The following is a 23,398-nucleotide window of genomic DNA, read 5'->3' as shown; positions in this document are numbered from 1 at the left end:
CCGGTCTCTCCTCTCCGTCGCCTACCGGGTTAGCTGACGGGTTCGGGCGGAGGGCGCCCTACGCGGACGCCGGAGCGGCGCCGTCGATTCACCCCGAGGGAGCAGTTCGGTTCCCCGGTTCCCCTCGCGGGGATTCGGCGGTCCGGTCGCAGCCCCGGGGGCGGGACTTCGGCACGGCCGGACTCGCGGCAGACTACAAAGGAACGGCAAAGGGGGGCAAATGGCGGCCCCCGGGGCGTGCGTTGCGTCACGCCGGACGGGGTTGCGCGCCGGGCCAAGTAGAATAGAGGGCGCCGTATGTCTGCGGCGCCACCCGAACTCTACGCAAGGCGAGCCCGCATGCCCTTCTCCACGCGCGATGACCTCCGTAACGTCGCCATCGTCGCCCACGTCGACCACGGCAAGACGACGCTGGTCGACGCCATGCTCTGGCAGTCCGGGGCGTTCCGCGAGAACCAGGACGTGAACGACCGCGTCATGGACTCCAACGACCTGGAGCGCGAGAAGGGCATCACCATCCTGGCCAAGAACACGGCCGTGGCGCACAACGGGATGACGATCAACATCATCGACACCCCGGGCCACGCCGACTTCGGCGGCGAGGTCGAGCGCGGCCTGTCCATGGTGGACGGCGTCGTGCTGCTGGTGGACGCCAGCGAGGGCCCCCTCCCGCAGACCCGGTTCGTGCTGCGCAAGGCCCTGGAGGCCAAGCTCCCCGTCATCCTGGTCGTCAACAAGACCGACCGGCCCGACGCGCGCATCGACGAGGTCGTCGACGAGACCTACGAGCTGTTCATGGACCTGGACGCCGCCGAGGACCAGATCGACTTCCCGATCGTGTACGCTTCCGGCCGCGCCGGCCGCGCCTCGCTGGCCAAGCCCGGCAACGGCGAGCTGCCCGACGCCGAGGACCTGGAGCCGCTGTTCCAGGTCATCAAGGACACCATCCCGGCGCCGTCCTACGACCCGACCGCGCCGCTGCAGGCGCACGTCACCAACCTGGACGCCTCCAACTTCCTCGGCCGCATCGCGCTCTGCCGCATCCACGCCGGCGAGCTGAAGAAGGGCCAGCAGGTCGCCTGGATGCACGAGGGCGGCGTGTCCCGCGTCAAGATCACCGAGCTGCTGATGACCGAGGCGCTGGAGCGCAAGCCCGCCGAGCAGGCCGGGCCGGGCGACATCGTCGCGATCGCCGGCATCCCCGACATCATGATCGGCGACACCCTCGCCGACCCCGACGACCCGCGCGCGCTGCCGTCGATCACCGTCGACGAGCCCGCCATCTCGATGACCATCGGCACCAACACCAGCCCGATGGCCGGCCGCGAGAAGGGCTCCAAGGTCACCGCCCGGATGGTCAAGGACCGGCTGGAGCGCGAGCTCGTCGGCAACGTGTCCATCAAGGTGCTGCCGACCGAGCGCCCCGACGCCTGGGAGGTCCAGGGCCGCGGCGAGCTCGCCCTCGCCATCCTGGTCGAGAACATGCGCCGCGAGTCCTACGAGCTCACCGTCGGCAAGCCGCAGGTCGTCACCCGCGAGATCGACGGCAAGCGGCACGAGCCCGTCGAGCGCCTCACCGTCGACATCCCCGAGGAGTACCTCGGCGCGGTCACCCAGCTCATGGCGGTCCGCAAGGGCCGCATGGAGCAGATGACCAACCACGGCACCGGCTGGATCCGGATGGAGTTCCTGGTCCCGGCGCGCGGCCTCATCGGCTTCCGCACCGAGTTCATGACCGAGACCCGCGGCACCGGCATGGCGCACCACGTCTTCGAGGACTACGAGCCCTGGTTCGGCGAGCTGCGCACCCGCCCGTCCGGCTCCCTGGTCTCCGACCGGTCCGGCGCGGCCACCGCCTACGCCATCACCAACCTGCAGGAGCGCGGCACCTTCTTCATCCCGCCGACGACCGAGGTGTACGAGGGCATGATCGTCGGCGAGAACTCGCGCGCCGACGACATGGACGTCAACATCACCAAGGAGAAGCAGAAGACCAACATGCGCGCCTCCACGTCGGAGACGACCGAGACGCTCACCCCGCCGAAGATCCTCACGCTGGAGGAGAGCCTGGAGTTCATCCGCGACGACGAGTGCGTCGAGGTGACCCCGGCCGCGGTCCGCATCCGCAAGATCGTCCTGGACGCCAAGGAGCGCGAGCGCACCCGCGCCCGCGCCAAGCGGTCGTCGAGCTGACGCCGGGTCGAGCCGACCGGCCGAGCGGCATACGGAAGGAGGCCCCCACCCGATCGGGTGGGGGCCTCCTTCCGTATACGCGCTAGTTCAGCTTGACGGTGCCGGTGACGTCGGCGGCCAGGCGGAGCTGGTCGCCGTCGCGCAGGGGCGCCTCGACGCCGCGCGGCAGGCGCTCGCCGTTGACGAACGTGCCGTTCGTGGAGCCCTCGTCCCGCACCCACGCCGTGCCCTGCTGGTCGAGCCAGATCGTGGAGTGGCGCCGCGACACGTTGTCGTACTGGGTGAAGGTGGACGCCACCTGCGACTGGCCGGCGTCGCGGCCGAGCACCAGGTGCTGCCCCGCGGTGATCTTCAGTTCGCCGGAGGGGAACAGCACCCGCAGCGTCGGGGCGCCGCCGTGGCCGCCCGCGTGGCCGCCACCGCCGCCCGGCAGCGGGCGGAGGCACGACTCGCACTGCGCGGCGCTCGGGTTGGTGAGCACCGCCTCGCAGTACGGGCACATGAACGCCGTGCTGTCGGGACGCGGCCCGCCGTGCTGGTCGGGCGGCAGCAGCGTGGCCTCGCGGCCGTGCTGCGGCGGCATCTGCCCGCGGTGCTGGTCGTGCTGCGGCGGCCCGTAGCCCTGCGGGGGCTGCTGGTCGTAGGGGGACGGCTGCTGGTGCTGCTGCTGCCCGCCCCACGGGTCCTGCTGCGGCGGCGGAGCGCCCCACGGATCCTGCTGCTGGCCGCCCTGCGGCGGCTGCGGCGCACCCCACGGGTCGTTCGGCTGCGGTTGCTGCTGCTGCGGGGGACGGCCACCGCCGCCCTGCTGCGGGGGCGGAGCGCCCCACGGATCCTGCTGCTGGCCCCCGCGCTGCGGCGGTTGCTGCTGCGGCGGCGGGGCTCCCCACGGGTCGTTCGGCGGGGGAGGCGGACCCTGCTGCTGCCGCTGGCCCTGGCCGTGCTGCTGCTGCGGCGGGCCGTAACCGTGCTGCGGCTGCTGCTGGTAGGGCTGCTGGCCGTACTGGTCCTGCTGACCGTACTGGTCGTGCTGCTGGCCCCCGTGCTGCTGACCGCCGTAGGGGTCGGGCTGGCCGTAGGGCTGCTGCGGACCGGGCGGTGGGGGAACCCGGGATCCGCCCTGCTCGTCGTAGCCGCCGGGCCGGCGGCCCCCGCCGCCGCCCCCGGCGCGCGCCAGGTTGGCGCCGCAGCTCAGGCAGACCAGGTCGCCCGGCTGGAAGGGCTCGTCACATACAGGGCAGTTCAACGCCATGACACATCTCCCGAGCGCACCCCGGCGCGTTCGAGCGTCGATGAGAGGTGCTCCATGTCACCCCTACGCGGGATCCCGATGTAGTACACCCGCCTTCCCTCCGGCCCCTCGTCCACGGACACCTGCATACGGGGCCCTGCGTCCTGTTCGGTGCTGTCGTCGGCCACCGTCCCGTACCGCTCCCGCCCCAGGGGCGAGAGCGGGACGATCCGCTGGTTGGCCGACCCCCTCCAGAGTAGGGACGCACTCGGCGAGTGTCGCCCCCCCGGGTTGAGCCGGTCGACGTACGGCCCCGCGATCACCGCGTCGCACAGGTCGAGGATCGTGCGGGCCTCGGCGGATCGCGTGAGCCGAGAGTAGACATATCCGCTGTAGATGAGAATGTCCAACGGAATGCTCCCACGGTACCCGCTGTGCTGCCAGGCGCGGACGGCCCGCAGCAGGGCCGCCACCGCCGCGGGCTGCTGGAACGGTTCGCCGCCCGAGATGGTGATGCCGTCCACCGGCCCCGGGAGTGATTCCAGCCACCCCGCGACGGCCTCGACCGGCACCGCCTTGGCGGGGTCGGCGGGCCAGGTGTCGCGGGACATGCAGCCGTGGCAGTGCAGCGTGCACCCCTGGACCCAGATGCCGGCGCGGGTGCCGGGGCCGAGCGAGGTGACGGGGTAGTGCGCCTTGGCGAGCAGCAGGTCCGGCGCGGCCGCCCCGGCCGTCACTGCACGTCCAGGTGGACGATGCCGCCCTCGCGCCGCAGGCCCGTCACGGTGACGCGCTCGTCGGGGACGAGCTCGCGGTCGAACAGCGCGCGCGCGAGCGGGTTCACGAACGCCGACTCCAGCGCCATCCCGATGCCGCGGCCGCCCTTGTCGAGCTCGGCGGTGCACGACTCGCGCAGCGCCTGCAGCGGCTCGCCGCGGACGGTGAGGACGAGGCGGTGCTCCTCGGCGACGCGGCGGCAGATGTTCGCGAACTGCAGGTCGAAGATCTTGTCGGCGGCGTCGGCGCCGATGAAGTCGAACACCACGATGTTGTCGCCGAACCGGTTGAGCAGCTCGGGCCGGTTCAGCACGTCGGTGAAGTGGTCGGCGACAGCGCTCTTGATGCTCGCCTCGACCTCGGGGTAGGGCATCCCGGGATGCACGTTGCGGATCCGCGGGCCGCCGCCGGCGCCGGCGGTGAGGGCCGGGGCGGCCGGCACCGACATGCCGAGGTTCGAGGTGAAGATCAGGATGGATTCGGAGAAGTGCACGGTGTTGCCGCGCCCGTCGGTGAGCCGCCCGTCCTCCAGGATCTGCAGGAACTTGTCGAGGATGCGCGGGTGCGCCTTCTCGATCTCGTCGAACAGGATCACCCGGAACGGGTCCTCGCGGACGGCGTTGGTGAGCTCGCCGCCCGCCTCGTGCCCGACGTAGCCGGGCGGCGCGCCGATGAGCCGGTCGCCCGACCCCTCGGCGGAGAACTCGCTCATGTCGAACCGCAGGTAGGCCGACTCGTCGCCGAACACCAGCTCGGTGACGGCCTTGGCGAGCTCGGTCTTGCCGGTGCCGGTCGGGCCGGCGAAGAACAGCACGCCGCGCGGCCGGCTGCCCGACCGGGTCGCCTGCGCGCCGGACAGGCCGAGCACCGCCCGCTTGAGGATGTCCAGCGTCTTGGTGACGGCCTGCGGCTGCCCGATGACGCGCTCGGGGACGCGCTTCTCGCCGTCCAGCACGCGCCGCCGCAGGTGGCCGCGGCTCCACGGGTTGTCGAGCACGCCGAGCTTGTAGGTGCGGACCGCGTCGGGCAGGTCGCCGAGCTCGACGTTGCGCTCCTTGGCGAGCCGGGTCACCTCGATCATCGACTGGAGGGTGAGGCCGTCGGCCTGCTCGGCGAACGCGTCGCAGGCCGCGGACGCGGCGTCGTCGGCGCCCGCGTCGGTCACCCCGAACGCGCGGGCGAGCAGCCGGGCGGTCTCCTGCCGGTCGCCGAGGTGCGGCCGCGGGATGGTGATCTCGCGGATGTTGTCGTTGCCGCCGGTCAGCCAGGCGGGCAGGTCGCCGGGCCGCTCCACCAGCCAGAGCACCGGGTTGTAGAGCGGCTTCGGGCGGGCGCCGGGGACCCGCACCGGCCGCGCGGTGCGCGACAGCTTGGCGCAGAACCGGAAGAAGTCGCGCTCGGCGGGCTCCATCTCGGTCGGGGTCCGCGCGATCCGCGACGCCGAGTCCAGCACGAACGCCGCCCGCACGTTCTCGGCGGGCCGCGCCACCGCCGCCAGGTGCCGGGTGAGGCCCTCCAGGGACGGCACCTCGTCCTTCTTCGGCAGCTTGCCGATGAGGCGCGCGGCGGACGCGGCGGCCTCCTCGTCGCCCTCGGGCAGCACCTGCAGCCCGTCGACGGGGTCGTACACGATGATGCAGGAGAAGCCGCTGGAGCGCAGCGAGTCCCACAGCAGGTCGCGGAGCGGCAGGAGCCGCGCCGGCCCGTCGAGGGACGGTGCGAGGAAGCTGTCGTAGAGGTTGCCCGACAGCACGTACTGCGAGTGCACCGACAGCGTCGCGTCGAGCTCGCGGATGAACGGCGGCCAGCCGGGCAGCCGTCCCCCGAGCGTGGGCGATTCCAGGCTCATGCGCTCGCTCCCGCCGTGCTCCTCCTCGGTGCGCTCCCTGCTCCGCCGGTCCAGCCGTCGCGTGGCCGTGTGATAGTCACTTACCGTCCTCGTTCCCGATGCCGTTCACGCGGGGTGGCTCGGGGACCAGTCTGCCGCTTCTCGGCCGCGACCGGCAGCTCTCGGACGCCGGGGTCCAGGCGCCAGGTGACGGCGGAGCCGATGCCGGCGCCGGCGAGGCGGTCGCGGGCGGCCTCGAACGCCGCGCACCACTCGCGCTCGCGCTCGACGTCCAGGCGGCGGTCGTCCTCGCTCTCGGCGGGCGCCGTGCGGGTCATCGCGGCGCGGACCTGCCCGCCGCCCTCCACCCGCATCCGGACGCTGTGGTCGGGCCAGCCGCCGCGCGTCAGGACGAGCTCGCCGGCGTCGGCGGTGAGGGTCTCGAAGCCGCCGTGGACCTCGTAGCCGAGGTCGGTGAACGCCTCGGTGACCGAGTCCAGGACGTAGCGGCGCTCGTCCTCGGCGCGCGCGGCGGCCTCCGCGGCGGCGGCGCGCTCGCGCTCGTCCCGGGTGCGCCCGTTGGCGTCCTGGATGCGCAGCCGCACCTCGGTGAGGACGCCCTCGGCCTCCTCGGGCGTGGCGGCCTCGGCGGCGAGGCGGGCGGCCTCGGCGACGGCGCGCCGGTCGTCCTCGGCGACGTCGGGCAGCAGCCGGGCGAGGACGCGCTCCAGCGCCTCCTGCACCCCCCGCGCGTCGGCGGCGGGGGCGTCCGGGGCGGCGGGCGCTCCGAGGTCGGTGCGCAGGCCCTCGGCGGCGGCGCCGAACACGTGCGCGGCGACCTGCGCGGCGACGTGCTCGGACAGGGCGCGCTCGGCGGCGTCCATGGCCGCGTCGGTCGCCGCGCACCAGGCGCGCAGCTCGTCGGGGGACTGCCCGGCGGGCTCCAGCGGCGCGGGCAGCTCGACGTCGGCGCCGGTCTTGGCGCGCGTCTCGGCGAGCGCGGCGAGCCGCGCCAGCCGGTCGAGGACGGCCTGCACCGCCGCGTCCGCGGAACCGGCCTCGGCCAGCTCGGCCGCGCGGGCCTCGGCGCGGGCGGCGGCGGCCGCGGCGAGCGCCTCGGCGCCGCGCCCGGCCCAGCCGGCGCCGCGGCCGAGGAGCCGGTTCATCCCCAGGGTGAGGACGACCGCCGCGTCCAGCGCGATGTCGGCCTCGACGCCGCTGCTCATAGGGTCCCTCCGCTCATGGCCGCCTGTTCGGCCGTCCGATGCGCCTGCCGCCACCGGTGCAGCCGCACGCCCGCGCCCGCGCAGTGCGCGGCCGCCGCGACGACCATCAGCAGCGCCCACAGCATGGACGCGACGGCGGTGAGCGCCGACACGACCAGCAGGATGACCAGGAGCGGGACGACGCCGGCCAGCAGCATCACCCCGCAGCCGCGCCGCCCCGACTGCTGGGCCGCGCCCGACACCGCGCGGGATGCCTTCGACACCCCGAACAGCATCTTCGACAGCCCCGACCACGGCCCGTACAGCAGGTAGTCCTTGCCCTGCGCGCGCGCGAGCAGCACCTCGGCGGCGCATTCGGCGGCCCATGCCAGCACGCCGATGACGGCGAGGGCGGCGAACGGGACGCCGGTGCTGGTGTTGCCGGACAGGCCGACCGACGACGTCCCCCTGCCCTCCTCGCCGCTGCCGCCGAACAGCGTCGCGACGAGCCAGCTCCCGGCGAGCCAGACCAGCAGGGCCGGCAGCGTCCACGCGACGGCCCGCACGACCGCCGCGCCGCGCCCCTCCAGGCGCTGCCGCTCGCGGTCGGTCCAGCGGCCGCGCAGCTCGGCGTCGCGGTGCTCGGCGGCCTGCCGGTCGCGGTGCCGGGCCTCGACCTCCAGGACGGCCTCGGGCGCGGTCCGCGCCACGGCGAGCAGCCGCAGCGGGTCGCCGGCGGCGTTCTGCACGAGCCAGCCGAACCAGGGGACGTCCTCGCGCACGGACGCGCGCGCCCGCTCGGCGGCCTGCTCGATCCCGGCGCGGTCGGGCGCGGCGGCGAGCGCCAGCAGCGTCAGCAGGACGACGGGCGGGTCGTCGGCGGGCCCGGCGCCCGCGACGCGGCCGCGGCCGCCGGAACCGGCGTCGGGCAGCCGCGCGGCGGCGCCCTGAGGGAGCTGCCCGCGCAGCCAGCGGACGAGGTCGTTCCACTCGGCGGCGCGGCCGCGCCACCGCGCGTCGACGGCGCCGAGGCCGAGGACGTCGAGGAGGTCCTCCTCCCACAGGGCGCGGCCGAGCAGGCAGGCGGTGCGGTGGTCGGCGTGGGAGGGGTCGGCGGCGAGCGCGGCGAGGCCCGGGAGGTCCTCCAGCGTCACGCGGCGGCCGAGGAAGTGCGGGGGCAGGTCCGGGTCGAGCCAGCGGACCAGGTGCAGCAGCTTGGCGTCGGGGCCGATCCCGGCGGCCAGGTGCCGGTCGATCAGCTCGATGCTGCCGTCGTCGGGCAGGCCGGCGAGCCAGTCGCGGAGCGCCCGCCACGCCTCACCGGCCTCGCCGCGACCGAAGAAGTAGCGCGCGGCGGCGTCCCAGTCGGCGACGAGCGCGCGCGCGAGCTCACCGCGGTCGTCGTAGCGGCGGCCACCGAACGGAACGCCGCTGCCGGGGGGCGCCTGCGACGCCCGTGCGGGCGTCTCGGCGACCTGCGGGCTGCCGCCGTCCAGCCACTCGCCGACCTGCGCGTCCGTCCAGCGGCGCCGCGGGTCGCGGGTGAGCAGGCCGCGGCAGAGCAGCCGGAGGCGCGGGTCGGCGACGTCGTCGGCGGACAGCGCCCGCGTCGCCAGATGGTCGACGACGGCGGTCTCGCTCAGCCCGAGGAACGGGGCGCGGCCGGTCGCCAGCTCGCGCGCGATGACGCCGAGCGACCACCAGTCGCGGGCGGGCGACACCTGCCCCGACAGCGACTCGGGCGCGGCGTAGGCGAGCGTCCGCGAGGACGACGCGAACACCACGCTCTGCTCCAGCACCCGGCTCAGCCCGAAGTCGGCGATCGCCAGCGCGAGCGGCGCGGTGCCGGTGACCAGGACGTTCTCCGGCTTCAGGTCGCGGTGCACGATGCCGGCGCGGTGCAGCGCGGCCAGCCCGCCGGCGAGCTGGCGCACCACCTCGGCGACGGCGTCCGGCTCCATCGGCGCGTCCATCAGCGCCCGCAGGTTGCCGCCGGGCGCGTACTCGGCGACCTCGTAGTCGCGGCCGTCGGCGTGACCGGTCTCCAGGATGCGCAGCACGTGCGGCGACGTGAGGGCGGGCAGCTTCGCCCACACCTCGCGGTCGGCGCTGTAGCCGCGCCGGAACAGCTTGACGACCAGCTCGCGCCCGCCGGCGTCGCCGGGATCGACGACCAGCAGGAGATCGGACTCGGCGCCCTGCACCGGCAGCTCGGCGACCAGCTCGAACCGGTCGGCGAGCGCGGCGGGCAGGCGCATCAGCGCCTCGCCCGGCACGACGCCGTCGCGCCGGGTACCGCCGGAGCGCGGCGGCGGCACCGCCGTCCGCGCGCCCTCGTCCCGCCGCGTCACGCCCGGATCCCGACGTGTGGCACGTGGGGGAGCGTCGTCCTCGAAGTCGGCCACCTGCACTGCCCCGTCTATGTCGCGTGACTCCCGGCGAGCCTAACCCGCCCCTTACAGCTTGTCCTTGATGACCCGCAGGTGCTCGGCGCTCTTGAACCGCACCACGACGGCCTCCATGAAGAGACGGCAGAGCAGTGCCTCGAACAGCCACACCACGGGCGAGCACAGGATGATCAGCAGGCCGAGGAACCAGCCGTTCCGCAGCCCCATCACCCACAGGCCGAAGCCCAGCACGATCAGCGCGTTCAGCGTGATCAGCAGCAGCGTCAGCAGGTAGAACGCCTTGATGAGCTTGGGCGTCACCAGATGGTTGAAGTTGGCGTCGAAGAGCGCGCCGAGCACGCCCTTCTCCGTCTTCTGCGGCGGCACCCACTCCCCGGACTGCTGCACCTGCGGCCCGGTCATCGACGGTCGGGGCCCCGGAACGTGCGACCCGGGCTGCTGCTGACCGCCCGGGTACTGCAGGGGCGGCGGACCGTAGGGGCCGGGCGTGCGCGGGGGTTCGGACGGGCCGCGCTCTGAGGGGTGCGTCATCGCCGACTCCTGACTCGTATGACCGGACAACCCCGACTCTAGAGCGTTCCTCACCCGCCGCCCGTGTACACGCGGGCGAGTCCGCCGCCGCGTCACTCGCACAGGTTCTGGCCGGGCCTCACCCCGCCCGCGATGTTGGTGACGGCGGGCGGCCGGAGCTGGAACCCGGCGCCGCCCATGAGGAGCCGCACCCCGCCCGCCGGGCCCTTCGGATCCGGGGTGAGCAGGGCGTTCGGGGCGTCGCGGGCGAGGGCGGACGCCTGCGCCTCGGCGGCCGGCCCGTACACGATCTTGCTGTCGGGCGCCTTCGCCGCCTTCTCGACCTTCTTCGCGACGTGGTAGCCGCGCTGCGCCAGCCGGGCGGCGATCCGCCGGACGGCCTTCGGCGGCGCGCCCGCGTCCACGAGCGTGACGTTCACCTTCGCCGGCTTCGGCGGCGCCTGCTCGGGCGCGGCCGTCCCGACCGGCTCGGCGGGCAGGTCGTTGTCCTCGCGGATCGCCTGGAACAGCGGCGCGGCGAGGTCGGCGTCCCACTGCACGCGGTTCGGGTCGGGCCGGTACTCCTTCACCGGGACGGTGACGAACCGGACCTGGCCCGCGCTCATGCCCTTCAGCCCGGACGCGAGCTTGCGCATCTCCGGCAGGTCCAGCCCGTCGTCGGTCGTCACCGACTTGGCGACGGCCTTCAGGAACTTGTAGGACTTGGCCGGGTCGGTGAGCGTCGAGGTGCTGGTGGCCTTGTCCACGACCGACGCCATGAACTTCTGCTGCCGCTCGATGCGGCCGAGGTCGCCGCCGTCGCCGAGGGAGTAGCGGGCGCGGACGTAGCCGAGCGCCGCGTCGCCCTTGACGACCTGCTTGCCCGCCTTGAGGTCGAGTTCGGCGCGCGGGTCGTGCACGGCCTCGGGGACGCAGATCTGCACCCCGCCGAGCGCGTCCACCATCCGCTTGAAGCCGGAGAAGTCGACCTGCACGAAGTGGTCGATGTGGACGCCGGTGAGCGACTCCAGGGTCTTCCAGGTGCAGGTCGGCCCGGCGTAGGCGAACGCCGCGTTCAGCATCCCGAACTGGGCGGGCACGGTGCCGCCCTTGTCCCTCCTGCACTCGGGGATCTTCACCATGGAGTCGCGGGGGAAGCTGACGCCGACGGCCTGGTCGCGGTTGGGCGACAGGTGCAGCAGGATCGTGGTGTCCGAGCGGGCGCCGCTGATCCCGGCGGCCGCGCCGTAGCGGGCGTTGTCGCCCGCGCGGGTGTCGGAGCCGAGCAGCAGGATGTTGAGCGACTTGTTCAGCTTCTTCGGCCGGGCGGTGCCGAGCTGCGACGTCACGTGCTGCTGCTTCACGTCGCCCATGAGGTTGACGTAGAGGCCGCCCGCGCCCGCGGCCGCGAGCGCGACGAGGACGGCGAGGGCGAGCGCGGTGCGCCGCAGCACCTTCCGCCTCCGGCTGCGCGGCGGCTTGCCCTCGGCCTTGCCTTTGCCTTCCTCCTCGCCCGCGCCGTCGTCCTCGCCGCCGCCGGACGCGTCCGCGCCGTCCTCGGCGTCCTCGGCGTCCGCGCCGTCGCTCGGTGTGACCGGTTCCGGTTCCCCGTCCTCACCGGGCCCGGCCGTGGCGTCCTCCGCCGCGCCGGCCGGGACGGGGGTGCCCGTGCGCTCGTCGCGGCGGGCGTCGTCGTCGCTCATCGGTCCAGTCCCGGGCGCGGGCCCCGCAGGGCGTTGATCATTCGGACGGGACAGCCTACGGCGAAGGGGATGCGATCGCCGAACTCTCGCATAAGGGAAGCGGGCGGCGGTGTCCGTCCCGCCGGGCCGTCCTGCGCGAGCGGACGGAGTCCATGCCTCCGCGCACTCGTCTTCATAGCCGATGGCCATAATCCATGCTTATGGCATGACCGCCATAGCGGCGGGGATGTGCCGGTTCACCGTCTGTGGTCAGGGTCACATCCCCATCTGGCTGTTAGCTGTGTCACACCCCTGCCGAGGTGGCGTAGGGTCACCTCGCTGGAAGCGCACACGACGCGTCACCGCCCCCCGCGGCGGCGCCTCCGGCCGGGCGCGACGGCCGCACGCGTGCGCTCATCCGTGGACGGGGACCCGAACCCGAGCTCAGGAGAGCGATCGATGAGCACACTGGAGGCGCCGGCGAAAACCCGCGCCCGCATCAAGGAGCGCACGCTCCGCAAGGACAACTGGCGGCTGTACCCGATCACCACTCTGGTGATCTTCACGGCCTGGGTGGTCTACGCGACCGTCCGCGCCTTCTGGGGATCGGCGTTCTACGTCCCGCAGTACCACTACCTGACGCCGTTCTACTCGCCGTGCTTCAACGAGCTCTGCAACAACGTCACGCTGGACGGCCACACCGGCGACGCCGCCGAGTTCGGCACCTTCCTGCCCTCGGCCACCCGCGGCTTCATCCCGTTCGCGGTGATCTCGCTGCCGTTCCTGCTGCTGTTCCGGCTGACCTGCTACTACTACCGCAAGGCGTACTACCGCTCGTACTGGGCGTCGCCGCCCGCGTGCGCGGTCGCCGAGCCGCACAAGAAGTACTCCGGCGAGCGCCGGTTCCCGCTGATCGGCCAGAACCTGCACCGCTACTTCTGGATGGCGGCGTTCCTCATCTCCCTGGTCAACACCTGGGACGCGGTGCGCGCCTTCCACGGGAAGGACGGCGGCTTCGGCATCGGCCTCGGCACCGTCATCCTCGTCGCCAACGTGGTGCTGCTCTGGCTGTACACGCTGTCGTGCCACTCCTGCCGCCACGTCGTCGGCGGCCGGCTGAAGAACTTCTCCAAGCACCCGGTCCGGTACTGGATGTGGGGGCAGGTCTCCAAGCTCAACAGCCGGCACGGCACCTACGCGCTGATCACCCTCGGGTCGCTGGTCGTCGCCGACGCCTACGTCGCCCTGGTCGCCGGCGGCACCATCTCCGACCTGCGAATCTTCAACTGAGGAGCCAACGATCATGACTGAGATCGAGCGGCACTCCTACGACGTGGTGGTCATCGGCGCCGGCGGCGCCGGGCTGCGCGCCGCCATCGAGGCACGGCTGCAAGGGAAGAGGACGGCCGTCATCTCCAAGTCGCTGTTCGGCAAGGCGCACACCGTCATGGCCGAGGGCGGCGCCGCCGCGGCGATGGGGAACGTCAACCCGAACGACAACTGGCAGGTGCACTTCCGCGACACCATGCGCGGCGGCAAGTTCCTCAACAACTGGCGGATGGCCGAGCTGCACGCCAAGGAGGCGCCGGACCGCGTCTGGGAGCTGGAGCACTGGGGCGCGCTGTTCGACCGCACCAAGGACGGCAAGATCAGCCAGCGGAACTTCGGCGGCCACGAGTACCCGCGCCTCGCCCACGTCGGCGACCGCACCGGCCTGGAGCTGATCCGCACCGCGCAGCAGAAGATCGTCGCGTTGCAGCAGGAGGACCACCGCGACCACGGCGACTACGACGCCCGCCTGAAGGTGTGGGCCGAGACGACCGTCACCCGGCTGCTGCTGGACGGCGACCGCATCGCCGGCGCCTTCGCCTACGTCCGCGAGACCGGGAAGTTCGTGGTGTTCGAGGCGCCCGCCGTCGTCCTCGCCACCGGCGGCATCGGCAAGGCGTTCAAGGTGACGTCCAACTCCTGGGAGTACACCGGCGACGGGCACGCGCTCGCGCTGCTCGCCGGCGCGTCCCTGCTGAACATGGAGTTCGTCCAGTTCCACCCGACCGGCATGGTCTGGCCGCCGTCGGTGAAGGGCATCCTCGTCACCGAGTCGGTGCGCGGCGACCGCGGCATCCTGAAGAACTCCAACGACGAGCGCTTCATGTTCGACTACATCCCCGAGGTGTTCAAGGACAAGTACGCGACGTCGCCCGAGGAGGCCGACCGCTGGTACGACGACCCCGACAACAACCGGCGGCCGCCCGAGCTGCTGCCGCGCGACGAGGTCGCCCGCGCCATCAACTCCGAGGTGAAGGAGGGCCGCGGCTCGCCGCACGGCGGGGTGTTCCTCACCGTCGTCGGCCGGATGCCCGGCGGCGCCGAGGAGATCCGCCGCCGGCTGCCCGCGATGCACCACCAGTTCAAGGAGCTCGCCGACGTCGACATCACCGCCGAGGCGATGGAGGTCGGGCCGACCTGCCACTACGTCATGGGCGGCGTCGAGGTCGACCCCGACACCGGCGCCGCGAGCGTCCCCGGCCTGTTCGCCGCCGGCGAGTGCTCCGGCGGCATGCACGGCTCCAACCGGCTCGGCGGCAACTCCCTCACCGACCTGCTGGTGTTCGGCCGCCGCGCCGGGCTCGGCGCGTCCGAGTACGTCGACGCGCTGGAGGCGCGCCCGCCCGTCGCCGACGACGTCGTCGCCGCCGCCACCGCCGAGGCGCTCGCCCCGTTCGAGCGGGCGGAGGGCGAGAACCCCTACGCCGTGCACGCCGAGCTGCAGACCACGATGAACGACCTGGTCGGCATCATCCGCAAGGAGGAGGAGCTCCGCGAGGCGCTGCAGGCCCTGGAGAAGATCCGCGAGCGGGTGGAGAACGTCGCCGTCGCGCCCGTCGCGGTGAACGACGGCCGCGGCTACCACCCCGGCTGGCACCTCGCCCTGGACCTGCGCAACATGCTGCTCGTCTCCGAGGCCATCGCCCGCTCCGCGCTGGAGCGCGAGGAGAGCCGCGGCGGCCACACCCGCGACGACCACCCGCAGATGTCGGCCGAGTGGCGCAAGGCCAACCTGGTGTCCCGGCTCGGCGACGGCGCCGGCGGCGCCCACGTCGACCTCGTCCGCCAGCCGATGGTGCCGATGCGCGCCGACCTGCTGGAGCTGTTCGAGGTCGACGAGCTGAAGAAGTACCTCACCGCCGAGGAGCTGCCGCAGGCCGCCCGCGACGAGGCCGCGGCGGCACCCGGCCCGGCCGGGGCCGCCGCGGCGGGCCCGGCCGCCCCGGCGGGCGGCCCGGTCCCGGCGCCCCGGCCGGCCCCGGCGGACGAGAGCGGCGACCAGGCCGCACCCAGCGGCGAGGAGAGCGAGCGATGAGCTACGAGGCCAAGTTCCGGGTCTGGCGCGGCGACGACGGCGACGGCGAGCTCGTCGACTACGCCGTCGAGGTGAACGAGGGCGAGGTCGTCCTCGACATCATCCACCGCCTCCAGGCGACGCAGGCGCCCGACCTCGCGGTCCGCTGGAACTGCAAGGCGGGCAAGTGCGGCTCGTGCTCCGCCGAGGTCAACGGCATGCCGCGGCTCATGTGCATGACCCGCATGTCGACCTTCACCGAGGACGAGACCATCACCGTCACGCCGGTGCGGACCTTCCCGGTCGTCCGCGACCTGGTCACCGACGTGTCGTTCAACTACGAGAAGGCCCGGCAGATCCCGTCGTTCGACCCCGGCGACGTCCAGCCGGGCGAGTTCCGGATGCAGCAGGTCGACGTCGAGCGCTCGCAGGAGTTCCGCAAGTGCATCGAGTGCTTCCTCTGCAACAACGTCTGCCACGTCATCCGCGACCATGAGGAGAACAAGCCCGACTTCGCCGGGCCGCGCTTCCTCATGCGCATCGCCGAGCTGGAGATGCACCCGGCCGACGCCTCCGACCGGCGGCAGATCGCCCAGGAGGACCACGGCCTCGGCTTCTGCAACATCACCAAGTGCTGCACCGAGGTCTGCCCCGAGCACATCAAGATCACCGACAACGCGCTGATCCCCCTCAAGGAGCGCGTCGTCGGCCGCCGCTACGACCCCGTCGTCTGGCTCGGCAGCAAGCTCGGCATCGTGAAGAAGGGCCAGGACACCCCGTCCGCCTGACCCGCGACCGGGCGGTCCCCGGCACGACGGAGGCGGGCCGCCCGGATCGGGCGGCCCGCCTCCGTCTCTTCGTGGAAGACCGGCGGGCGGCGCGCCCCCGACTACGCCGCCCGCTCCGCCGTTCCCCACGAACGCCGAGGTGCACGGCCCCGCAACCGTGCACACCAGCCCACCCTGGCCCCGGCCGGCGCCGCTGAATAGGGACAAGTGCACACAACGCGTGATGCGTTCGTGATTGACGCCAAAGTGACCGGGACGGTCATGTCCCTCTAACTTGGAGTCATGACCGTGCTGGAACCGGGCTCGTTCCTGGCCGAACTGTCCGCGCGCGACCGTGCCGACCTGGAGGAGCTCGGCCGGACGCGCGAGTACGCGCGCGCCGAGGTGCTCTTCCCCGAAGGGGAGCTCTCGTCCTGGGTCGCCGTCCTGCTGTCCGGCCAGATCAAGGCGTACACCAACCTCGAGAACGGCGGCGAGGCCCTGCTCGCCGTCCGCGGCCCCGGCTCGCTGCTCGGCGAGGTCGCCGCGATCGACCGGCTGCCGCGCTCGGCCACCGTCGTGACCCTCGAACCGGCGCGGGCGCTCACCCTCACCGCCGCGGAGTTCATGGACTTCCTGCAGACCCACGGCGCCGCGTCGGTCCTCATGATGCGGATGCTCTGCCAGCGGTGGCGCGACGCCGATCGCAAGCGCGCCGAGTTCGGCCGCTACGACGCCACGGGCCGCGTCGCCGAACGCCTCGTCGAGCTCGCCGAACGGTTCGGCACCCCCTACGCCCCCGGCGCGAACGGCGCCGGCAGCGTCCAGATCACCCTGCAGCTGTCGCAGCAGGAGCTGGCGGGCTGGGTCGGCGCGTCCCGCGAGGCCGTCAGCAAGGCGCTCCGCACGCTGCGCGCGCACGACCTGATCGAGACGGGCCGCCGCAAGATCATCGTCCACGACCTGGCCGCCCTGCGCCGCCACGCGCGCTGACGGAGTCCCGGCCCGGCGACCACCCGGTCGCTGTTCGTCGAGATGCGGCGTGTTGGGCACTTTCGATCTTCGGGGTGCCCAACACGCCGCATCTCGGTGGGCTACTTGATGCCGTTGTCGCCGGCGAACGACGTCGTCGTCTCGCCGAAGGCGTAGCTCTTCACGCGGATGACGGTGTCCAGGTCGGCGCTGTTCTTGCCGGCGGCGCTCGGCAGGCCGAGCAGCGGGTTGAGGACCGGGGTGAGCAGCCCGCAGTCCGTCGCCGCCGGCACCGCGAACGTCCTGTCGGTGATCTTGGTCTTGATGACGGCGACGCCGCCGACGGTGCCGAGCGACAGGTTCGACAGGGCCGGCTTCAGCCGGATCGGCGCGGCCTCGCTGCCGATCGCGCAGCCCGCGGACAGCAGCACGCTGCTCACCTTGATCTTGATGGGCAGCTCGTCGGGGATCACCAGCTTGCCGGGCTTCACCTCGCCCGCCTGCGCGACCGTCGCCGTCACCCCCGGCAGGGGCAGCGGCAGGTTGCCCGCCGGGACGTCCAGCGGCGGGCTCTGGAAGCCGCCCGGCGGGGTGGCCAGCACGACCTTCCAGTCCTGCACGCCGACCGCGACCGGGATGGTGATCGGCTTGGTGACCTGCTGGGTCAGCCCGCCCAGCTTCATCTCACCGCCGGTGATGACGATCGCCAGGCAGTTCCAGGCCCAGGCGGCGGCGCCCTGCGGCAGGGCGGGGCAGTCCTTGAAGTCCGCGGCGCTCGGCGTGTAGGCCGCGGCGGCCGCCGCCTGCGGCGCGGCGACGGCGGTGGTCGCCGGCGCGACCGCCAGTCCGGCGGCGATCGCGGCGGCACCGAGCCCGCGGACGAGGCGGGCGCGGCTGACCGGGTTTCTCATGCATGCTCTCCAGATGCTCGGGGTGGAGGCACACCGTAATGATCCACTGACCCGCCCGGCTAGCCCGCGCCGCGTACGAATTCGCGGCCTTCGGACCGAAAAATCATCCGGGTGTGACAAGAGCCGGCGGCCCTCGGTGCGCATGGCGGGAGACCAGGCGAAACGCCCGATCGGCCCGGCCGCCTCCGGGGCCGCGCGCACCGGGGCCGTACTGTGGTCAGGGTGCAGTTGCAGCAGCTCTCCTATTTCGTCGCCGTCGCCGAAGTGCGTCACTTCACCCAGGCGGCGGAGCTGCTGCGCGTCGCGCAGCCGTCGCTGTCCAAGCAGATCCGGGCGCTGGAGTCAGAGCTCGGCGCGTCCCTGTTCAGCCGCGCGCGGGGCAACATCACGCTGACTCCCGCGGGGGAGGCGCTGCTGCCGCTCGCCAAGCGGATACTGGCCGACGTCGACACCGCCCGGCTGGAGGTCCAGGAGCTCGCCGGCCTGCGCCGGGGCCGCGTCCGCCTGGGCGCCACGCCCTCGCTGTGCGCCGGGCTGCTCGGCGACGTGCTGCGCCGCTTTCACGACGCCTACCCCGGCATCCGCATCCTGGTCGAGGAGAGCGGCTCGCGCGACCTGGTCAAGGACCTCACCCGCGGCTCGCTCGACCTCGCCCTCGTCATCCTGCCGCTGCACGGCGACCCGCCGCTCGACTCCGCCCCGATCCTGCGCGAGCACCTCGTGGTCGCCTCCCCGGCCGGCGCCGAGGCGCGCGCCGGGCGCGACCCCGCCCAGGTCCCGCGCCGCTCCTACCTGCGCATCTCCGACCTGCGCGACCGGCCGCTGGTGATGTTCCGCTCCGGCTACGACCTGCGCGAGGCGACCATCGGCGCCTGCCGCGCCGCCGGCTTCGAGCCGCGCTTCGCGGTCGAGGGCGGCGAGATGGACGCCGTCCTGCGGTTCGTCGAGGCCGGCCTCGGCGTCGCGGTCGTGCCGAGCATGGTGCTCGCCGGGCGCCCGCGGCTGCGCGGCACGCCGCTCGTGCTGTCGGAGGCGGGGGAGGACGAGCGTTCGGCGGCGACCGGGCCGCCGCACGGTCCCGGCCTGCTGCGGACGGTGGCGCTGGCCCACCGCAAGGACGTGGACCTGACTCACGCCGCCCGCGCCTTCCAGGACACCCTGGAGACTTTCCTGGTGGAGGCCGCCCTGGCGGGCTCCCTGCCCCCCGGCGTGGAAACCCTGGTCCCGCACGTGTAGACGGGCGGAGGCGTCGTCGCCCCCGCCCGCCGTGTTCACGAGCGCGACAGGACCCCCGACGTGGGCCGCTGGTTCCCGCCGGACGCCGCGAACGCCAGTCCGCCGCCCTTCAGCGTGAACGTGACCTCGCCGTTGGTCTCGCAGAAGGACGCCCCGCCGGTGCCGTCCAGGTGCGTGACGATCGCGTCGCCGGACAGGCTCGCCGGCCAGTAACGGCCCTTGCAGACGTGGCCGCTGCCCCAGGAACCGGTGGCGTAGGTCGCGCCCGCCTTGATGACGATCCGGACGGGGCCGGTGGTGCCGGTGCCCGAGGTCAGGCCGGTCCCCGTCCAGGTGCCCGCGAAGCGGGCCGGGAAGGTCGACGCCCCGGATCCCTTGGCGGTGGGAGTGCCGGGAGCGGACGGAGTGCCGGGCGAGGCGGCCGGGACCGGAGCGCCGGGCGTGCCGGGCGCGCTGGACGCGGGCGTGGGCGACGCGGGCGCCGCCTTCGGGTGGTCGCCGCTGCCGCCGCAGGCCGTGAGGCCGGCGCCGAGCAGCGGGAGCAGGACGAGCGCGGTGATGGTGGGCGGACGGATGTTCATGGTGCCTCCATGAACCGCCGCTGTCCCGTCGCACCGCGGATCCCCTGTCCGCGGTCCGGGCGTGGCGGCCGGTTGCACAGTGGGATGCGTCGTTGTTCGCCCTGGTTCGCACGCATATGTGAACTACAGGTGTGCTAACCGGAAGCGCCCCCGGCCCTGGGGCCGGGGGCGCGCGGAGCGGTGCGGGCTACTTCTTCTTGCCGCCCGCGGTCGCCTTCAGGTAGTCGCTGTTCAGGCGGCTGATGACGTCCAGCGGGATGCCCTTCGGGCACGCCACCGTGCACTCGCCCGTCAGGGTGCAGCCGCCGAAACCGGCGTCGTCGTGGGTGTCCAGCATCGACACCACGCGGTCCCAGCGCTCGGGCTGGCCCTGCGGCATGAGGCCGAGGGCGGTGACCTTCGCACCGAGGAACAGCGCCGCCGAACCGTTCGGGCACGCCGCGACGCAGGCGCCGCAGCCGATGCATTCGGCGGCCTCGAAGGCGCGGTCGGCGTCGGGCTTCGGCACCGGCACCGAGTGCGCCTCGGGCGCGGTGCCCGTCGGCGCCGAGATGTAGCCGCCCGACTGGATCATGTCGTCCAGCGGGGAGCGGTCCACGACCAGGTCCTTGATGACCGGGAACGCCCGCGCCCGCCACGGCTCGACGTCGATGACCTCGCCGTCCTTGAACTTGCGCATGTGCAGCTGGCAGGTCGTGGTGTTCCGCTCGGGGCCGTGCGGGGTCCCGTTGATGACCAGGGAGCACATGCCGCAGATGCCCTCGCGGCAGTCGTGGTCGAAGGCCACCGGCTCCTCGTCCGCGGCGATGAGCTGCTCGTTGAGGACGTCGAGCATCTCCAGGAACGAGGCGTCCGGCGAGATGTCGTCGAGCTTGTACTCGACCATCCGGCCCTTGTCGGAGGCGTTCGTCTGGCGCCAGATGCGCAGGGTCAGCTTCATTACTTGTACGACCTCTGGGTGGGCTTGACGTATTCGAATTCCAGGTCTTCCTTGTGGAGGACGGGCTTGGCGTCCCGGCCGGCCCACTCCCAGGCGGCGACGTAGGCGAAGTTGTCGTCGTCGCGCTTGGCCTCGCCGTCCTCGTCCTGGCTCTCGGCGCGGAAGTGGCCGCCGGCGGACTCCGAGCGGTGCAGCGCGTCGACGACCATGAGCTCGGCGAGCTCGAAGAAGTCGGCGACGCGGCCGGCCTTCTCCAGCTGCTGGTTGAGCTCGTCGCCCTTGCCGGTGACCTTGAGGCGGGTCCAGAACTCCTCGCGGAGCGCCGGGATCAACTCCAGGGCCTTGCGGAGGCCGGCGTCGGTGCGCTCCATGCCGCAGTACTCCCACATGATGTGGCCGAGCTCGCGGTGGAAGGAGTCCACGGACCGGTCGCCGTCGATCGACAGGAACGTCCGGATCTGCTCGTTGACGCGGGTCTCGGCCTCGGCGATCGCGGCGTCGCCGACGGGCGGCAGGTTGTTGCGCGCGATGTAGTCGCCGAGCCCGGTCGGGAGCACGAAGTAGCCGTCGGCGAGGCCCTGCATGAGGGCGGACGCGCCGAGGCGGTTCGCGCCGTGGTCGGAGAAGTTGGCCTCGCCGACCACGAACAGGCCCGGGATGTTGGACTGCAGGTCGTAGTCCACCCAGAGGCCGCCCATGGTGTAGTGGACGGCCGGGTAGATGCGCATCGGCGTGTCGTAGGGGTTCTCGCCGGTGATGCGCTCGTACATCTCGAACAGGTTGCCGTACTTGGCCTCGACGGTCTTGCGGCCGAGGCGGTCGATGGCGTCGGCGAAGTCCAGGAAGACGCCGAGGCCGCCGGGGCCGACGCCGCGGCCCTCGTCGCAGACGTTCTTGGCGGCGCGCGAGGCGATGTCGCGCGGCACCAGGTTGCCGAAGGACGGGTAGATGCGCTCCAGGTAGTAGTCGCGCTCGTCCTCGGGGATGTCGGCGGGGCGGCGGGTGTCGCCGGCCTGCTTCGGCACCCACACGCGGCCGTCGTTGCGGAGCGACTCCGACATCAGCGTGAGCTTGGACTGGTGGTCGCCGCTGACGGGGATGCAGGTCGGGTGGATCTGGGTGAAGCACGGGTTGGCGAAGTAGGCGCCGTGCTTGTGGGCGCGCCAGGACGCGGTGACGTTCGAGCCCATCGCGTTGGTGGACAGGAAGTACACGTTGCCGTAGCCGCCGGAGGCGAGGACGACGGCGTCCGCGGTGTGGTGGGAGACCTCGCCGGTGACCAGGTTGCGGACGACGACGCCGCGCGCCCGCCCGTCCTCCATGATCAGGTCGAGCATCTCGTGCCGCGGGTGCAGCTCGACGTTGCCGGCGTCGACCTGCCGCATGAGCGCCTGGTAGGCGCCGAGGAGGAGCTGCTGGCCCGTCTGGCCGCGGGCGTAGAAGGTGCGGGACACCTGGGTGCCGCCGAAGGAGCGGTTGTCCAGGAGGCCGCCGTACTCGCGGGCGAACGGGACGCCCTGCGCGACGCACTGGTCGATGATCTGCGTGGAGATCTCGGCGAGGCGGTGCACGTTGGACTCGCGGGCGCGGAAGTCGCCGCCCTTGACGGTGTCGTAGAACAGCCGGTGCACGCTGTCGCCGTCGTTGCGGTAGTTCTTGGCGGCGTTGATGCCGCCCTGCGCGGCGATGGAGTGGGCGCGGCGCGGGCTGTCCTGGAAGCAGAACTGGACGACGTGGTAGCCGGCCTCGCCGAGGGTGGCGCCGGCCGAGCCGCCGGCCAGGCCCGTCCCGATGATGATGATCTTCTTCTTGCGCTTGTTGGCCGGGTTGACGAGCTTGGCCTCGAACTTGCGCGTGGTCCAGCGGTCCTCGATCGGGCCGTGCGGCGCCTTGGCGTCGGCGATCGGCGCGCCGTCGGTGTAGAAGGTGTCGTCGGTCATGGTCAGCCCACCCATCCGAAAGTGACGGCGATCGGCACGGCGACGAACCCGCCGGCGATGACGACGGCGAGGACGGCGGCGAGGCCGCGCAGGAACCCGTCGTTGCGCTTGGTGCGCCAGCCGAGGGAGTTGAAGGCGCTCCACGCGCCGTGCCAGAGGTGCAGGCCGACGAGCAGGACGGCGACGACGTACCAGACGGTGATGTACCAGCGGTCCGGGGCGAAGTCGGCGATGACGCGGTCGTAGGGGGTGGCGCTGGAGCCCAGCGGGTTCACCGCGTAGAAGGTGAGGTCCAGCAGGTGCCAGATGATGAACAGCGCGATGATGACGCCGCCGTAGCGCATCGTGTGGGTGGCGTACCCGCGGGCGTGCGACTTCTTGCGCGACTCGTACTTGACCGGGCGGGCGGCGCGGGCGCGGAGCGCCAGCGACGTCGCCGACCAGATGTGCAGGAGGACCGCGAGGGTGAGGACGACCTCGGTGAGGGTGAGGACCGTGCGGTGCGGCACGGCCGGCTCGCCCGCGGTGCGCAGCCACTCGGCGTAGTGGTTGAAGTCGCCGGCGCCGAGGAAGATCTTCAGGTTGCCCACCATGTGGGCGACCAGGAAGAGCACCAGGATGCCGCCGGTCACGGCCATGACGGCCTTCTTGCCAACGGTCGATCGGTAGATCGCAGGTATCGCTATAGCCACAGCCTGCACGGTACGGCTGCCTCGATAAAGAGGACCAAGTCATCATCGCACTCGTTTCGATAGCCGCAGGCTATGAACGGTGCCGGGCCGGGGTTTCCGGACGTCCGTAGCGGGGCCGGAGGTGACCGACTTCACAGCGTGACCGGGAACCGGCGCTGCGTTCCCGCCGCGTTCCCGCCGCG

At 72.8% G+C, this 23,398-nt stretch carries 18 protein-coding genes and 1 riboswitch; of the genes, 6 read left to right on the top strand and 12 right to left on the bottom strand.

Annotated elements, in window-relative coordinates:
- Positions 1 to 3 precede the first annotated feature (3 nt).
- Positions 4 to 150, bottom strand: a riboswitch (cyclic di-AMP (ydaO/yuaA leader).
- A 189-nt stretch (positions 151 to 339) separates the two neighbouring features.
- Positions 340 to 2,193 carry a translational GTPase TypA gene (gene typA / locus K1Y72_RS03825; protein WP_220163261.1) on the top strand — a complete coding sequence of 618 codons (1,854 nt, stop codon included), beginning with the start codon at positions 340 to 342 and terminating at the stop codon, positions 2,191 to 2,193.
- Positions 2,194 to 2,275: 82 nt separating this feature from the next.
- Here the strand turns inward: typA and K1Y72_RS03820 are convergent, their stop codons facing one another.
- The 7 genes from K1Y72_RS03820 to K1Y72_RS03790 all read right to left on the bottom strand — a co-directional run bounded on the left by K1Y72_RS03820 (position 2,276) and on the right by K1Y72_RS03790 (position 11,855).
- The gene (locus K1Y72_RS03820; RefSeq protein ID WP_220163258.1) at positions 2,276 to 3,445 is read right to left on the bottom strand and encodes an FHA domain-containing protein; all 1,170 of its coding nucleotides are present in this window, start codon (positions 3,443 to 3,445) and stop codon (positions 2,276 to 2,278) included.
- On the bottom strand, positions 3,436 to 4,161 hold the full coding sequence (locus K1Y72_RS03815) for a 4Fe-4S single cluster domain-containing protein (RefSeq protein ID WP_220163257.1): 726 nt from the start codon (positions 4,159 to 4,161) through the stop codon (positions 3,436 to 3,438). Before K1Y72_RS03815 ends, K1Y72_RS03820 begins: the two co-directional genes overlap by 10 nt.
- Positions 4,158 to 6,050 (bottom strand): AAA family ATPase, encoded by a 1,893-nt coding sequence (locus K1Y72_RS03810; protein ID WP_220163255.1) that lies wholly within the window; start codon positions 6,048 to 6,050, stop codon positions 4,158 to 4,160. Before K1Y72_RS03810 ends, K1Y72_RS03815 begins: the two co-directional genes overlap by 4 nt.
- An 80-nt stretch (positions 6,051 to 6,130) precedes the next feature.
- Positions 6,131 to 7,255, bottom strand: coding sequence for a response regulator receiver protein (locus K1Y72_RS03805; protein ID WP_220163253.1), 1,125 nt, complete (start codon positions 7,253 to 7,255; stop codon positions 6,131 to 6,133).
- A complete protein-coding gene (locus tag K1Y72_RS03800; RefSeq protein ID WP_308286875.1) occupies positions 7,252 to 9,585 on the bottom strand; it encodes a protein kinase domain-containing protein in 2,334 nt (777 codons plus the stop codon). Before K1Y72_RS03800 ends, K1Y72_RS03805 begins: the two co-directional genes overlap by 4 nt.
- 105 nt (positions 9,586 to 9,690) lie before the next feature.
- On the bottom strand, positions 9,691 to 10,173 hold the full coding sequence (locus K1Y72_RS03795) for a DUF4282 domain-containing protein (RefSeq protein ID WP_258571870.1): 483 nt from the start codon (positions 10,171 to 10,173) through the stop codon (positions 9,691 to 9,693).
- A gap of 92 nt (positions 10,174 to 10,265) precedes the next feature.
- Positions 10,266 to 11,855 (bottom strand): LCP family protein, encoded by a 1,590-nt coding sequence (locus tag K1Y72_RS03790; protein WP_220163249.1) that lies wholly within the window; start codon positions 11,853 to 11,855, stop codon positions 10,266 to 10,268.
- 438 nt (positions 11,856 to 12,293) lie between these two features.
- On the opposite strand from K1Y72_RS03790, the gene sdhC reads away from it, so the two are divergent.
- The 4 genes from sdhC to K1Y72_RS03770 all read left to right on the top strand — a co-directional run bounded on the left by sdhC (position 12,294) and on the right by K1Y72_RS03770 (position 16,937).
- A complete protein-coding gene (gene sdhC, locus K1Y72_RS03785) occupies positions 12,294 to 13,124 on the top strand; it encodes a succinate dehydrogenase subunit SdhC (RefSeq protein ID WP_220163247.1) in 831 nt (276 codons plus the stop codon).
- Positions 13,125 to 13,137: 13 nt separating this feature from the next.
- A complete protein-coding gene (locus tag K1Y72_RS03780) occupies positions 13,138 to 15,198 on the top strand; it encodes a fumarate reductase/succinate dehydrogenase flavoprotein subunit (RefSeq protein WP_220163245.1) in 2,061 nt (686 codons plus the stop codon).
- Positions 15,195 to 15,965, top strand: coding sequence for a succinate dehydrogenase/fumarate reductase iron-sulfur subunit (locus K1Y72_RS03775; protein ID WP_220163243.1), 771 nt, complete (start codon positions 15,195 to 15,197; stop codon positions 15,963 to 15,965). Before K1Y72_RS03780 ends, K1Y72_RS03775 begins: the two co-directional genes overlap by 4 nt.
- 282 nt (positions 15,966 to 16,247) lie before the next feature.
- A complete protein-coding gene (locus K1Y72_RS03770) occupies positions 16,248 to 16,937 on the top strand; it encodes a Crp/Fnr family transcriptional regulator (protein ID WP_220163241.1) in 690 nt (229 codons plus the stop codon).
- 101 nt (positions 16,938 to 17,038) lie between these two features.
- Here K1Y72_RS03770 and K1Y72_RS03765 read toward each other — a convergent pair whose 3' ends face one another.
- Positions 17,039 to 17,827, bottom strand: coding sequence for a hypothetical protein (locus K1Y72_RS03765; protein ID WP_220163239.1), 789 nt, complete (start codon positions 17,825 to 17,827; stop codon positions 17,039 to 17,041).
- A gap of 222 nt (positions 17,828 to 18,049) precedes the next feature.
- Here K1Y72_RS03765 and K1Y72_RS03760 point away from each other — a divergent pair, with 222 nt between their 5' ends.
- A complete protein-coding gene (locus tag K1Y72_RS03760; RefSeq protein ID WP_220163238.1) occupies positions 18,050 to 19,063 on the top strand; it encodes a LysR family transcriptional regulator in 1,014 nt (337 codons plus the stop codon).
- A 35-nt stretch (positions 19,064 to 19,098) separates the two neighbouring features.
- On the opposite strand, the gene K1Y72_RS03755 is transcribed toward K1Y72_RS03760, so the two are convergent.
- The 4 genes from K1Y72_RS03755 to K1Y72_RS03740 all read right to left on the bottom strand — a co-directional run bounded on the left by K1Y72_RS03755 (position 19,099) and on the right by K1Y72_RS03740 (position 23,216).
- Complete coding sequence (locus K1Y72_RS03755) at positions 19,099 to 19,644, bottom strand: hypothetical protein (protein ID WP_220163236.1); 546 nt, start codon at positions 19,642 to 19,644, stop codon at positions 19,099 to 19,101.
- Between the two features lie 187 nt (positions 19,645 to 19,831).
- Positions 19,832 to 20,584, bottom strand: coding sequence for a succinate dehydrogenase/fumarate reductase iron-sulfur subunit (locus K1Y72_RS03750; RefSeq protein WP_220163234.1), 753 nt, complete (start codon positions 20,582 to 20,584; stop codon positions 19,832 to 19,834).
- The gene (locus tag K1Y72_RS03745; RefSeq protein ID WP_220163233.1) at positions 20,584 to 22,524 is read right to left on the bottom strand and encodes a fumarate reductase/succinate dehydrogenase flavoprotein subunit; all 1,941 of its coding nucleotides are present in this window, start codon (positions 22,522 to 22,524) and stop codon (positions 20,584 to 20,586) included. The genes K1Y72_RS03750 and K1Y72_RS03745 overlap by 1 nt, the downstream gene beginning before the upstream one ends.
- Before the next feature lie 2 nt (positions 22,525 to 22,526).
- Positions 22,527 to 23,216, bottom strand: a complete 690-nt coding sequence (locus K1Y72_RS03740) for a succinate dehydrogenase cytochrome b subunit (protein WP_308286874.1) — start codon at positions 23,214 to 23,216, stop codon at positions 22,527 to 22,529.
- Positions 23,217 to 23,398 lie beyond the last annotated feature (182 nt).

The organism is Actinomadura parmotrematis (genome assembly GCF_019458805.1).
Taxonomy (GTDB): domain Bacteria; phylum Actinomycetota; class Actinomycetes; order Streptosporangiales; family Streptosporangiaceae; genus Spirillospora; species Spirillospora parmotrematis.
The sequence above is the reverse complement of the archived record's forward strand: the minus strand, read 5'-3'. Positions and strand labels throughout refer to the sequence as shown.